General features: G+C 70.2%; 7 protein-coding genes. 3 read left to right on the forward strand and 4 right to left on the reverse strand.

The window, feature by feature from the left end:
* Positions 1-367: 367 nt before the first annotated feature.
* Positions 368-5,359 (forward strand): NAD-glutamate dehydrogenase, encoded by a 4,992-nt coding sequence (locus tag ACZ7IB_RS30870; RefSeq protein WP_470917070.1) that lies wholly within the window; start codon positions 368-370, stop codon positions 5,357-5,359.
* 310 nt (positions 5,360-5,669) lie between these two features.
* Here the strand turns inward: ACZ7IB_RS30870 and ACZ7IB_RS30875 are convergent, their stop codons facing one another.
* Genes ACZ7IB_RS30875 through ACZ7IB_RS30885 form a run of 3 tightly spaced genes read right to left on the reverse strand, consistent with a single transcriptional unit; the run spans position 5,670 to position 7,526 of the window.
* Complete coding sequence (locus ACZ7IB_RS30875) at positions 5,670-5,801, reverse strand: hypothetical protein (RefSeq protein WP_470917071.1); 132 nt, start codon at positions 5,799-5,801, stop codon at positions 5,670-5,672.
* Positions 5,802-5,803: 2 nt separating this feature from the next.
* Positions 5,804-6,592: an ABC transporter ATP-binding protein gene (locus tag ACZ7IB_RS30880; RefSeq protein ID WP_470917072.1), complete on the reverse strand. Its 789-nt coding sequence runs from the start codon at positions 6,590-6,592 to the stop codon at positions 5,804-5,806.
* Positions 6,585-7,526: an ABC transporter permease gene (locus ACZ7IB_RS30885; protein ID WP_470917073.1), complete on the reverse strand. Its 942-nt coding sequence runs from the start codon at positions 7,524-7,526 to the stop codon at positions 6,585-6,587. Before ACZ7IB_RS30885 ends, ACZ7IB_RS30880 begins: the two co-directional genes overlap by 8 nt.
* A gap of 128 nt (positions 7,527-7,654) precedes the next feature.
* On the opposite strand from ACZ7IB_RS30885, the gene ACZ7IB_RS30890 reads away from it, so the two are divergent.
* Positions 7,655-8,269, forward strand: coding sequence for a TetR/AcrR family transcriptional regulator (locus ACZ7IB_RS30890; RefSeq protein WP_470917074.1), 615 nt, complete (start codon positions 7,655-7,657; stop codon positions 8,267-8,269).
* A gap of 3 nt (positions 8,270-8,272) precedes the next feature.
* Here ACZ7IB_RS30890 and ACZ7IB_RS30895 read toward each other — a convergent pair whose 3' ends face one another.
* Positions 8,273-11,821: a bifunctional glycosyltransferase/CDP-glycerol:glycerophosphate glycerophosphotransferase gene (locus ACZ7IB_RS30895; protein WP_470917075.1), complete on the reverse strand. Its 3,549-nt coding sequence runs from the start codon at positions 11,819-11,821 to the stop codon at positions 8,273-8,275.
* A 101-nt stretch (positions 11,822-11,922) separates the two neighbouring features.
* Here ACZ7IB_RS30895 and ACZ7IB_RS30900 point away from each other — a divergent pair, with 101 nt between their 5' ends.
* Complete coding sequence (locus tag ACZ7IB_RS30900) at positions 11,923-13,926, forward strand: bifunctional glycosyltransferase/CDP-glycerol:glycerophosphate glycerophosphotransferase (RefSeq protein ID WP_470917076.1); 2,004 nt, start codon at positions 11,923-11,925, stop codon at positions 13,924-13,926.
* The last annotated feature ends 85 nt before the right edge of the window (positions 13,927-14,011 follow it).

Raw genomic sequence — 14,011 nt, forward strand, 5'->3', positions numbered from 1 at the left:
GCCTGTTCCGTCTACCAGAGTGCGGCAATACGGGCCGACGCGCTGTCCAGAGTGTCAAACTTCGGGGCCATCTTTTGTACACATACGGCTCGTGACGGTTACGGGGGCGGGCGAGATAGCCTGGACCCCGTGATCAGCGCGATACGCCTCGGGGGCAGTGAAGCCCCCGGCCTGCGCCCGGAGTGCCACAGCACCCGGGCTATCACTGATCCTCACAGCCCGGGCCGACTGCCAAAAATGGCCAATATGGTCCCGGGTATCTCTCATAGCGGCATAGCGTCGACTCAGACCGGAAACCCCGTGTCGTGGCGGTACGTCGTCTTTTTCACCTACGTCACGCAACGGCGCGCGACAGGAGCCAGAGGACATGCAGACCAAGCTGGACGAAGCCAAGGCCGAGCTGCTCGCACGGGCCGCCAAGGTAGCTGACAACAGCCCGGGCGGTGGTGTCGGTGGCCCGGGCGGTACCCCCGGGACCGACCAGGAGCGTCCCGGGCAGGACGTACTCCTCGCCTACCTCCAGCGCTACTACCTGCACACCGCTCCGGAGGACATCGCGGGCCGCGACCCCGTGGACGTCTTCGGCGCGGCCTCCTCCCACTACCGGCTCGCGGAGACACGCCCTCAGGGCACCGCGAACGTCCGGGTGCACACCCCGACCGTCGAGGAGAACGGCTGGACGTGCAGCCACTCCGTCGTCGAGGTCGTCACCGACGACATGCCGTTCCTGGTCGACTCCGTCACCAATGAGCTGTCCCGGCAGGGGCGCGGCATCCATGTCGTGATCCACCCGCAGGTCGTCGTACGCCGCGACGTCACCGGCAAGCTCATCGAGGTCCTCGCCGAGGGCAACGGCATCGCGACGAGCCTGCAGGGCCGCCAGGACGCCAAGGGTGCCAAGGGCGCCGGGACCGAGCTGCCGCACGACGCGCTCGTCGAGTCCTGGATCCATGTCGAGATCGACCGCGAGACCGACCGCTCCGACCTCCAGCAGATCGCCACCGATCTGCTGCGGGTGCTGTCCGACGTACGGGAGACCGTCGAGGACTGGGACAAGATGCGCGACGCCGCACTGCGCATCGCCGACGACCTGCCCGGCGAGCCGCTCGACGACCTCGCCGACGAAGAGGTGAACGAGGCCAGGGAGCTGCTGCGCTGGCTCGCCGCCGACCACTTCACCTTCCTCGGCTACCGCGAGTACGAGCTGAAGGACACCGACGCGCTGGCCGCCGTCCCCGGCACCGGTCTCGGCATCCTGCGCTCCGACCCGCACCACAGCGTCGACGAGGCGCACCCCGTCAGCCCGTCCTTCGACCGGCTGCCCGCCGACGCCCGGGCCAAGGCCCGCGAGCGCAAGCTCCTCATCCTCACCAAGGCCAACAGCCGGTCGACCGTCCACCGCCCCAGCTACCTCGACTACGTCGGCGTGAAGAAGTTCGACGCCGACGGCAATGTCGTCGGTGAGCGCCGCTTCCTCGGGCTGTTCTCGTCCGCCGCCTACACCGAGTCCGTGCGCCGGGTGCCCGTCATCCGCCGCAAGGTCGCCGAGGTGCTGGAGGGCGCGGGCTTCTCGCCCAACAGCCACGACGGCCGCGACCTGGTGCAGATCCTGGAGACGTACCCGCGCGACGAGCTCTTCCAGACGCCCGTCGACCAGCTGCGCTCCATCGTCACCTCCGTGCTGTACCTCCAGGAGCGCCGCCGGCTGCGGCTCTACCTGCGCCAGGACGAGTACGGGCGCTACTACTCCGCGCTCGTCTACCTGCCGCGTGACCGCTACACCACCGGTGTACGGCTCCGCCTGATCGACATCCTCAAGGAGGAGCTGGGCGGCACCAGCGTCGACTTCACCGCCTGGAACACCGAGTCGATCCTCTCCCGGCTGCACTTCGTCGTCCGGGTCGCCCCCGGCAGCGAGCTGCCCGACCTCACCGACGCCGAGGCCGACCGCATCGAGGCCCGGCTCGTCGAGGCCGCCCGCTCCTGGGCCGACGGCTTCCAGGAGGCGCTGAACGCCGAGTGCGGCGAGGAGCGCGCCGCCGAGCTGATGCGTCAGTACGGCCACTCGTTCCCCGAGGGCTACAAGGCCGACCACACGCCGCGCGCCGCCGTGGCCGACCTGGTCCACCTCGAAGCGCTCAAGAAGGACCAGAAGGACTTCGCTCTCAGCCTGTACGAGCCGGTCGGCGCAGGCCCCGGTGAGCGCCGCTTCAAGATCTACCGGACCGGCGAGCAGGTCTCCCTGTCCGCCGTGCTTCCGGCGCTCCAGCGGCTCGGTGTCGAGGTCGTCGACGAGCGTCCGTACGAGCTGCGCTGCGCGGACCGTACGCACGCCTGGATCTACGACTTCGGTCTGCGGATGCCGCAGACCAATGGCAACGGCAACTACCTCGCCGACGACGCCCGCGACCGGTTCCAGGACGCCTTCGCCGCCGTGTGGACCGGTGAGGCGGAGAACGACGGCTTCAACTCGCTCGTGCTGGGCGCCGGTCTGAACTGGCGGCAGGCGATGGTGCTGCGCGCCTACGCGAAGTACCTGCGTCAGGCCGGATCGACCTTCAGCCAGGACTATATGGAGAGCACTCTCCGTAACAACGTCCACACCACCCGGCTGCTGGTCTCGCTCTTCGAGGCGCGGATGTCGCCCGAGCGTCAGCGGGCCGGTACGGAGCTGACCGACGGGCTCCTCGAGGAGCTGGACGGGGCCCTGGACCAGGTCGCCTCGCTCGACGAGGACCGGATCCTGCGGTCCTTCCTCACCGTCATCAAGGCCACCCTGCGCACCAACTTCTTCCAGATGGCGGACGACGGCAAGCCGCACGGTTACGTCTCGATGAAGTTCGACCCGCAGTCCATCCCGGATCTGCCGGCGCCCCGTCCGGCGTTCGAGATCTGGGTCTACTCGCCGCGCGTCGAGGGCGTGCACCTGCGCTTCGGCAAGGTCGCCCGAGGCGGTCTGCGCTGGTCCGACCGGCGCGAGGACTTCCGTACGGAGATCCTCGGCCTGGTCAAGGCGCAGATGGTGAAGAACACCGTCATCGTGCCGGTCGGTGCCAAGGGCGGCTTCGTCGCCAAGCAGCTTCCGGACCCGGCCGTCGACCGTGACGCCTGGATGGCCGAGGGCATCGCCTCCTACCGCACCTTCATCTCGGCGCTGCTCGACATCACCGACAACATGGTGGCCGGCGAGGTCGTGCCGCCCAGGGACGTCGTCCGTCACGACGAGGACGACACATACCTGGTCGTCGCCGCCGACAAGGGCACCGCGAAGTTCTCCGACATCGCCAACGAGGTCGCCGTCGGGTACGGCTTCTGGCTCGGCGACGCATTCGCCTCCGGCGGTTCCGCCGGGTACGACCACAAGGGCATGGGCATCACCGCCCGCGGCGCCTGGGAGTCCGTCAAGCGGCACTTCCGCGAGCTCGGCCACGACACCCAGACCGAGGACTTCACCGTCGTCGGCGTCGGCGACATGTCGGGCGACGTGTTCGGCAACGGCATGCTGCTCTCCGAGCACATCAGGCTCGTCGCCGCCTTCGACCACCGGCACATCTTCATCGACCCCAGCCCGGACGCCGCCACCTCGTACGCCGAGCGGCGCCGCCTCTTCGACCTGCCGCGCAGCTCCTGGGCCGACTACAACAAGGAACTGCTCTCCGCGGGCGGTGGCATCCACCCGCGCAGCGCCAAGTCCATCCCGGTCAACGCGCACATCCGTGAGGCGCTCGGGATCGAGCCGGGTGTCACGAAGATGACGCCCGCCGAGCTGATGCAGACCATCCTCAAGGCCCGCGTCGATCTGCTGTGGAACGGCGGCATCGGTACGTACATCAAGTCGTCCGCCGAGTCGAACCCCGACGTCGGCGACAAGGCCAACGACGCGATCCGTGTCAACGGCCAGGACCTGCGGGCCAAGGTCGTCGGCGAGGGCGGCAACCTCGGTGCCACCCAGCTCGGCCGGATCGAGTTCGCCCGCAACGGCGGCCGGATCAACACCGACGCGATCGACAACAGCGCCGGCGTGGACACCTCCGACCACGAGGTGAACATCAAGATCCTGCTCAACGGTCTGGTCCGGGACGGCGACATGACCGTCAAGCAGCGCAACAAGCTGCTCGCCGAGATGACCGACGAGATCGGCCGTCTGGTGCTGCGCAACAACTACGCGCAGAACGTGGCCCTGGCGAACGCCACGACCCAGGCGTCCTCCCTGCTCCACGCCCACCAGCGCTTCATGCGCCGGCTGGTCCGTGACGGGGACCTCGACCGCGGGCTGGAGTTCCTGCCCACCGACCGGCAGATCCGCGAACTGCTGAACGCCGGCAAGGGTCTCAGTCAGCCCGAGCTGGCCGTGCTGCTCGCGTACACGAAGATCACGGCAGCCCGGGAGCTGATCAAGACCAGCCTGCCGGACGATCCGCACCTGCAGAAGCTGCTGCACGCCTACTTCCCGCAGCAGCTTCGGGAGCAGTTCCCGACGGCGGTCGACGGGCACGCGCTGCGTCGCGAGATCATCACCACGGTCCTGGTCAACGACACCGTGAACACCGGGGGTTCGACCTTCCTGCACCGGCTGCGGGAAGAGACCGGTGCCTCGATCGAGGAGATCGTGCGGGCGCAGTTCGCGGCCCGCGAGATCTTCGGCCTCGGCCAGGTGTGGGACGCCGTCGAGGCGCTCGACAACAAGGTCGCCGCCGATGTGCAGACCCGGATCCGGCTGCACTCGCGCCGGCTCGTCGAGCGCGGTTCGCGCTGGCTGCTCGGCAACCGGCCGCAGCCGCTGGAGATCGCCGGGACGATCGACTTCTTCAAGGCGGGTGTCGAGCAGGTCTGGGCCGAGCTGCCCAAGATGCTGATGGGCGCCGACCTGGACTGGTACCAGTCGATCCTGGACGAGCTCACCGAGGCGGGTGTCCCGGGCGAGCTGGCCCAGCGGGTCGCCGGATTCTCCTCCGCCTTCCCGGCGCTGGACATCGTGGCGATCGCGGACCGCACCGGCAAGGACCCGCTCTCCGTCGCCGAGGTGTACTACGACCTCGCGGACCGGCTGGGCATCACCCAGCTGATGGACCGGATCATCGAGCTGCCGCGGGCCGACCGCTGGCAGTCCATGGCCCGCGCCTCCATCCGTGAGGACCTGTACGCCGCGCACGCCGCGCTCACCGCGGATGTGCTGTCCGTGGGCAACGGGACCTCTACGCCGGAGGAACGGTTCAAGGCGTGGGAGGAGAAGAACGCGGCGATCCTTACCCGGTCGCGCTCCACGCTCGAGGAGATTCGGGGGTCGGACGCGTTCGATCTGGCGAATCTGTCGGTGGCCATGCGGACGATGCGGACGCTGCTGCGTACGCACGCCTAGGGATTGGTGGGGGCGGGGCGGTTGTCGGGGGTGCCCGGCAGCCGCCCCGCCCCCAATCGCCGGACGCGCTCGATATTTACTGCTGCCACGATCTGGGACGCCGGGTGTGGTGTCAGCAGTCGGCCCCCCGTGTCACCGGAGTGATGGTTCGGGGCCTCCCCGTCGCCTCTGGCCACACCCACATGGCCGGATCGTAGGGATTCCGCCCGCCTGGGACGGAGCGCATACGGGATATGCGTCGCCGCCCAGGACGTGAAAGCGGAGGACCAGTGCGCCCAAGACCGTTCGGGGCGTGCCGGTGAGACAGGACTCAGTCCTGCAGCAGGTTGCCGGGTTTGATGTCGCGGTGGATGACCCTGGCGGTGTGGACGGCGTCCAGCGCGCCGGCGGGGCAGCCGCTACGCACCGCCCGGACCGCCGCCCGCACCGCTCCTTCCCGCACTGCTACTTCTTGCCGGTGAACTTCTCGTACTCGGCCACGACCTCGTCCGCCGGACCGTCCATCCGCAGCGTCCCCGCCTCCAGCCAGATCGCCCGGTCGCAGGTCTCGGTGATCGAATTGTTGCTGTGGCTGACCAGGAAGACCGTGCCGGCCTCCTTGCGCAGCTCGATGATCCGTTCCTTGCTGCGCCGCTGGAACCTCGCATCGCCGGTGGACAGCGCCTCGTCGATCAGGAGGACGTCATGGCTCTTGGCGGCAGCGATCGAGAAGCGCAGCCGGGCGCCCATGCCGGAGGAGTAGGTCCGCATCGGCAGGGTGATGAAGTCGCCCTTCTCGTTGATGCCCGAGAAGTCCACGATCCCCTGGTAGCGCTCGCGGATCTCGGCCCGTGTCATCCCCATCGCGAGGCCGCCGAGCACGACGTTGCGCTCGCCGGTCAGATCGCTCATCAGCGCCGCGTTCACCCCGAGCAGCGAGGGCTGGCCCTGGGTGTGCACCCGGCCCTTCGTCGCGGGCAGCAGACCGGCGATCGCCTTCAGCAGCGTCGACTTCCCCGAGCCGTTGGAACCGATCAGGCCGATGGCCTCGCCCTTGTACGCGGCGAAGCTCACCCCCTTCACGGCGTGCACCTCGCGCACCCCGGGGGTCTGCCGACGCGAGACGATCCGGCTGAGCGCCGAGGTGGCGCTGCCCCTTCCGGTACGGGCGCCATTGACCTTGTACGTGATGTGCACGTCGTCCACGACGACGGTCGGTACCCGCTCGTTGTAGTCAGTCACGTTGTCAGCCACGTCCGTACCGCTCCTCCGCCTGCCAGAAGTACACGAATCCGCCCACGCCGCACACGAGCGCCCAGCCCGCGGCGATCGCCCACACATGCGGCGGCAGATGGGAAGCGTCGAAGCTGTCGATGAGCGCGAACCGCATCAGGTCGATGAAGACGGCCGCCGGATTGCACTCCAGCATCACCATCACGAAGTGCGGAACCCGGTCGCCCTTGAGCATCGTGTCCACACTCCACATGACGCCCGAGGCGTACATCCAGGTGCGCAGGATGAACGGCATCAGCTGGGCGATGTCCGGCGTCCGCGCGGCCAGCCGCGCCACCACCATGGAGACACCGGTGTTGAACACCGCCTGGAGGAACAGTGCCGGAATCGCCAGTAGCCAGGACGGCTTGGGGAACTGCCCGAACCCCACCAGGATCATCACCAGTGCGCCCAGCGAGAACAGCAGTTGCTGGAGCTGCTGCAGGGCCAGCGCGACCGGCAGCGAGGCGCGCGGGAAGTGCAGGGCCCGGACCAGGCCCAGGTTGCCGCTGATCGCACGGGTCCCCGCGGTGATCGAGCTGGCGGTGAAGGTCCAGATGAAGACGCCGGTGACGAGGAACGGCACGAAGTCCTCGACGTTGCGCTTGGTGTTCATCAGGACGCCGAAGATGAAGTAGTAGACCGTCGCGTTCAGGAGCGGGGTCATGATCTGCCAGATCTGGCCGAGCTTCGCCTGGCTGTACTGCGCGGTCAGCTTGGCGGTGGCGAACGCCGTGATGAAGTGCCGCCGCCCCCACAGTTGCCGGATGTACGCGCCCAGCGTGGGCCGGGCTCCGCTCATGGTCAGTCCGTGCCGGGCGGCGAGCGCGGCGAGCTCACCCGGTGCGTACACCGGGAAGGGCGTACCGGCAGGGGTGTCGGCCGGGGCCGCTGGTGTTGTTGTCTGGCTCACCACGTTCGCTTTCGGCGAGAGGGCAGGAACACGAAGGCCGACGGGACGGAACCGTATCGTCGCAACGCCGAGGGTAGGGCGCATCCACGTCGCAACGCAACCGTTTCGTCGTTACGGACTATGATTCGGTCATGACCACCGACCCGGGAACCCGCCGCCGTGTCCCCGCCGGAGCCGCTGTGCTGCGCGAGGACGTCACCGACGCGATTCGCGGCGCCGTCTTCGAGGAGCTGGCCGCGGTGGGCTTCGCCCGGATGTCGATCGAGGGCATCGCCCGGCGCGCGGGCGTCGGCAAGACCGCCGTCTACCGCCGCTGGAAGTCCAAGCTGGCCCTGGTCCTCGACCTGGTCTCCGCCGTCGCCGTCCAGGGCATGCCGGCTCCGGCGACCGGTTCGCTGTACGGGGATGTCCGCGCCGTGCTGGAACTCGCCTCCTACGCCCTGCGCCACCCCGTCGCCTCACAGGTCATCCCGGACCTGCTGGTCGAGGCGGCCCGCAGTCCGGAGATCTCCGAGACGATCAAGGCCGCCCTGCTGGACCCGCATCGGGGCATCGCGGCCGTCGTCGTACGCGACGCCGTGGCGCGCGGTGAGCTGCCCGAGGACAGTGACCCGGACCGTGCGCTGGACCTGATCGTCGGCCCGCTCTACTGGCGGCTCGCCGTCGTCCGCACCCCGCTGCCCAAGGGCTACCTCGACGATCTGGCGGCATCCGCCGTCGCCGCACTCGAGAACCGAGCCGGGTAGGTACTACTCCTCGGCGAGCAGCCGGTCCGCGACCCGCGCCGCCGCCCCGCCGTCGTCCAGGTCGCAGAAGTCCCGGCGGAAACTCTCGTAAGCCTCCGCGTGCCGGGCCGCCGACGCGGTCAGTGCGCCGGCATCGCGCAGGATCCCGGCGATCTCGTCCGTGCCGACGAGCAGCGGCCCCGGCGCCCGGGTCTCGAAGTCCAGACAGAAACCGCGCACCGTGTCGCGGTAGTGCTCCAGGTCGTAGGTGTGGAAGAGCATCGGACGGCCCGTGTGTGCGTAGTCGAACATCAGCCCCGAATAGTCCGTGACCAGCACATCGGCGATCAGCAGCAGCTCCGCGGTGTCCGGGTGCGCCGACACATCGCGTACGCCGTGTCCCTCGGGCACGCTCCCGGTCACCCGTGGATGGCGCCGCACCAGCACGGTGTGGCCGTCGCCGAGGGACCGCGCCAGCCCTGTCAGGTCGAGCGCCGGATCCCAGCGGTAGCGGGGCCGCTCGCCACCGGTGCCGGGCGGGTGGGCCAGCTGGTCACGGTAGGTCGGCGCGTACAGCACGACCCGGCGGCCGTCGGGGATGCCGAGCCTGCGCCGTACCCGCTCGGCGGTCTTGGCCCGGTCGGCCGAGAAGAGCAGATCGTTGGCGGGGGAACCCGCCTCCAGGACCTCGCCCCCGTAGTCGAGAGCGCGGCGCAGCAGCGGGGTGGAGTGGCGGCTGGGGGAGACCAGGACGGACCACTGGGCCGCCCGGCGCGGCAGCGAGGCGAGCTGGTGGTGGTCGGCGTACAGGGTGCCGCCCAGATCCGTGCCGAAGCGGCCGAGTGGTGTGCCGTGCCAGGTCTGCACGACGGTCTGGCCGGGCCGCCGCTCGAACCACTCGGGCAGCTGGTCGGCGGTGACGATCCGGCGGGACCGCGCCAGCGCTTCGTACCAGGCGGCGCTGTGCTCGATGACGGGGACGGCGGCGGACGGGATGTGTCCGTGGAGTCCGTCGGTGACCCAGAGGTGTTCCGACTCCACGCCCCGGCGCAGGAGTTCGGTGTGGACGGCGCGCGGTGAGGCGCCGCCCGTGTAGAGGACGGCGTCCCGCAGCGGCATCGCGCGCCGGGCCGGATAGTGCGTGCCGCGCAGTTCGGCCCGGCGGTACGCACCCCGCTCGGCGACCGCGAGTACCGGTCCGGCCTGCACGGTCAGCCGGTCGCCGAACCTGCGGTCCAGGGCGAACTCCCGGCCGGGTGCGGGGGCTGTGGAGTCCGCCCCCGTGCGCCGGAGCGGCAGACGGGCGGTGAGTGCGGTCAGCACACGGACCGGCCGACCGCCCAGATACGCGTCCCAGCGGCCCTCGTGCAGCCCCGCGGCCACCGAGGGCGCGAGGAACGCGGTGAAGCGGCGCCCCTCGTAAGCCCCTTCGTAAGTCCCTTCGGGCGCCCCTGCGCGTGCTTCCCCGTACGTTGCCGCGCGCGGCTCCTCATGTGTGACGGGGACCGTCACCGTCTCGCGCAGTGCCTCGTGCCGCAGTACGAGGTGGGTCGGGCCTTCCTCCTCCCGTACGCCCGTTCCGGCGCCGGTCACCCCCTCCACCCGCAGCGCACCGCCCGACGTCCACGCCGCCCCGTCCACGAACGGCTGCCCGCTCAGGTCCAGCACCAGCTCGCCCGCCGCATCGGCCACGACCGGCGGCGCCGCCTCCGGGGCCGCGGCCAGCGGCACCCTCGACCCGTCCGCCAGCACCAGCCGCGCCCGCCACCGCCCGCCGGGCTCCGGCTCGACCTCGCGGGGCGCCCGGTGCGGCACCTGTGGTGCGGCCGCCATCCCGGCGAGGTCGGTGAGCGGAATCCGTACCGCGAAACGGCCGTCGGCCCGGCACTCGACCGGGTGGCCGAACTCCTGGTCCGCCACCCCTTCGCAGGTCAGCGACAGGGCCTTCGGCCGGGCGCCCTCGTACACCTGGCCGGTCAACTCCAGCTCCTCGCCGATGCGACGGTCCTCGCACCGGGCCGGCAGCTGCGCCAGGGTCAGCCTCAGCCGCCCGTCCAGGTAGTCGAGCACCGCCCGCCGTCCCTCGCCCAGGTCATGGACGAGCGGCTGTACGGACCCCGCCTCCACGGCCCGCACGGCCACCCGGCGGACCGTGCCATGAGCGGCCACCATCATGCCCACCAGCCAGCCGCCGGGCCGCAGCCGACGCGGGTCGAGAGTCAACTCGAAACCCGCGTGGTCGTAACTGTGCAACTGTTGACCGGAGTTGATGGTCGCCTCGGGTGCGGGAACGTTCCGTACCGGCACCGTCCGCAGATGCTGACCGCGGGTCGCGCGCACCATGCCCACCTTCAGCGAGTGGCGCGGAGCCGCGGCCGGCAGATTGCGGATGTACGCGTAACCGCGCAGCAGCAGCTTCCCGTCGTCGCCCCACCGAGCCTCCAACAGCCGCGCCACGGCCGGGAGATCGGTACGGGCAAGGCGGGTGCTGTCCGGGATGCCGGGGAAACCGGCCTGCCGCCGCCCCGGCACGCCGCCGACCGTGAACGTTCCGGCGCCGTTGGCCCGTTCGAAGGCGAGCACGGCCAGCAGCTCCGCGAGCCTGCGCTCCTTCACCAGCTGCCACTTGATCCGCAGCTCCACCGGCAGTTCATGGGCCACTGCCCGGCCCGACCTGGCCGCCCCGTCCATCCGCTCCATCCGGTCCAGGAACGCCCCCGCGTCCGCCATGAACGCATCCCGGTACGCGGGCCCGCCCATCGCGAGCCCCTCCAGGAAGTACACGAAGTCGTCGCGCAGGCATGAGAGGTCGTAGCGGCGCCGCGCAGCGCCGTTCGCCACCCCGCCCCGGCCCGCCAGGAACGCGCTGACCTGCTCGCACGCCGAGATACGGTCCCGTACCCCCTGCACATCCGTACGCCGCCGGGTGATCGACCCCTCCCGGACCCGCCAGTAGTAGACATGCTTGTGCAGCACATCGACCGAGCCTGCGAGGAAGTGCGCCGGGATCATCACCGGGGTGTCCTCGTAGAGCTTCCCCTCCGGGAAGGCGAAGGCGTGCCGGTCCCAGAAGGAGCGCCGGAACACCTTGTTCCAGGCGACCCGGTCGGCGAGCAGTCGCGGATCGCGGCTGATGTGGGTGCGGGCCCGGGTGGCGGTCAGCCAGCGGTACTGCCAGGCCTGCTGCCGCCCCTGCTCGTTCAGCCGCCACACATTGCCGGTCGCGAGGTCGGAGCCGGTCGACTCCAGTGACGCCAGCATCCGCTCAAAGGCGTCGTGGACGACGATGTCGTCGCTGTCGACGAACGCCAGATACGGCACGTCCGCCGTGGTGTGCCGCACGCCGGTGTTGCGGGCCGCGCTCAGCCCCGCGTTGGGCTGACGGACGTAGTGGAAGCGGCGGTCGCGGGCTGCGAACGCCTTGGCGAGGGCCGCGCTGCCGTCCGTCGAACCGTCGTCGACGAGGACCACCTCGATGTCGGAGACCGACTGTTCGGCCACCGACCGCAGGCAGTCCTCCAGATAGTCCTCGACGTTGTGGACCGGGACGACGACACTGAGGCGCGGCTTCATGCCAGGTCAACCGGGGCGGACGCGCCTGGTCACCGGCACTGCCCCGAACGGGTGAACACGCGATTCGGTGCGCGGTGGGTGCGCGACTACCCTCGGCTGCCATGCTCCTCAGTGTTGTCGTGCCCGTCCACCGCGTTCAGGGATATCTCAGGACGAGCCTGGAGTCCGTGCTGGGCCAGGGCCCCGGTGAATGGGAGCTTCTCGTCGTCGACGACGGGTCGAGGGACGGCAGCGCCGAGATCGCCGCCGAGTTCGCGGCGCGCGACCCGAGCGTCGGGGTGATCACCCTCACCGAGCACCGCGGGGCGGGCCCGGCCCGCAACGCCGGGGCGGCAGAGGCACGGGGGCGGTATCTCCTCTTCCTCGACGGCGACGACCTGCTGCGACCGGGCGCCCTGGAAGCGATCACCGGCAGGCTGGCCGCGAGCGAACCGGACGTACTCCTTCTCGGACACGACCGCATCGACTGGTGGGGGGACGTCTCGTCCCCGGTGTCCCTCGCCGAGGGCTTCTCCACCGCCGTCCCGCGCCTCTTCCGCCGCGCCTTCTGGACCGCGCACGGTCTCCACTTCACCGACGGCCCCTATGAGGACGTCCTCCCCGTCCACCGCGCCACCCTCCTGGCCTCCGACGCCGGCACGCTCGACACCCTCGACCGGATCTGTGTCCGCCACCGCATCCGCCGCTCCGGCACCTTCGCCACCACCCCGGGACGCCACCACTTCGCGATCCTCGACGCATACGAACGGCTGCTCGCCGAGACGGGTCACGACCCACGGATCCGGACGGCGCGCACCCACCACCTGCGCGCCGTCCTCGCCGACCCCGGCCGGACCGCTCCCGAGGACCGCGCCGCCTTCCACCGCGCCGCAGCCCTCCCCGGCAACTACGCCGTCCACCGCGCCCGGGAAGCCGTCCGCACCGGCCGCACCCGCACCCGGGCCGCCCTGAGCCACCGCAAGAAGACGCTCCGGGCCCGCATCATGCGCGCCGCCTATCGAACGGATCTGCTCCGCCCCCTGGATTCCAACCTCGCTGTGTACGGGGCCTATTGGAACCGGGGAGTCGCCTGCAACCCGGCCGCGATCCACGCCAAGGCCCTCGAACTCGCCCCGCACATCCGGGGCGTCTGGGCCGTCTCCTCCCGTCACCGCGACCGCATGCCGCCCGGCATCCCGTACGTCATCGAGGGCTCCCGCGCCTACTGGCGGGCGATGGCCACCGCCACGTACCTGATCAACAACTCCAGCTTTCCCGGCGGCTTCACCAAACGCCCCGGCCAGCGCTATCTCCAGACCCACCACGGCACCCCGCTCAAGACCATGGGTCTGGATCAGCGCGCCTACCCGGCCCTCACCAACGGCATCAGCTTCGAGAAGATCGTCGCCCACGCCGACCAGTGGGACTTCTCCCTCTCCGCCAACCCGCACACCACCGAGATCTGGGACCGGGTCTACCCGTCCGGCTACGAGCATCTGAACCTCGGCTACCCGCGCAACGACATCTTCTTCACCGCAACCCCCGAGCAGACCGCCGCGATCCGGCAGCGACTCTCCCTCGCCCCGGACCGGACGGTGCTGCTGTACGCGCCTACCCACCGCGACTACCGCAAGGGCTTCGTCCCCCACCTCGACCTGGAACGACTCGCCCGCGAACTCGGACCGGACTACGTCGTGTTGGTCAGGGCGCACTACTTCTACGGCCGCTCGGCGCAGCTGGACGGCGCCCGGGTGGTGGACGTGACGGCATATCCGTCCGTCGAGGAACTCTGCCTGGTCTCCGACGCGTTGATCACCGACTACTCGTCGCTGATGTTCGACTACGCCTGCCTGGACCGCCCGATCATCAGCTACGCCCCGGACTGGGCCGCCTACCGGGCCTCGCGCGGCACCTACTTCGATCTGCTGTCCGGACTCCCCGGCGACACTCCGGGCGCGGTCGCCACCGACGAGGACGAGCTGCTGGAACTGTTCAGGACGGGCGAGTGGCGCTCGGCGCGGACAGCGGAGTTGCGGGCGGCGTTCCGGGTGCGCTTCTGCCCGTACGACGACGGACACGCGGCCGAGCGCGTGGTGCGGCGGCTGTTCCTGAGCGACAGAGAGTAAGCGCGGCGCAGCCGATGTCACCCGTTCGGGAAAGACCGCAACCGGTGACCCCCGGCCCTGCACAGGGTTGAGCCGTACGGACAAC

The sequence above is a fragment of the Streptomyces sp. NPDC037301 genome (genome assembly GCF_055602785.1).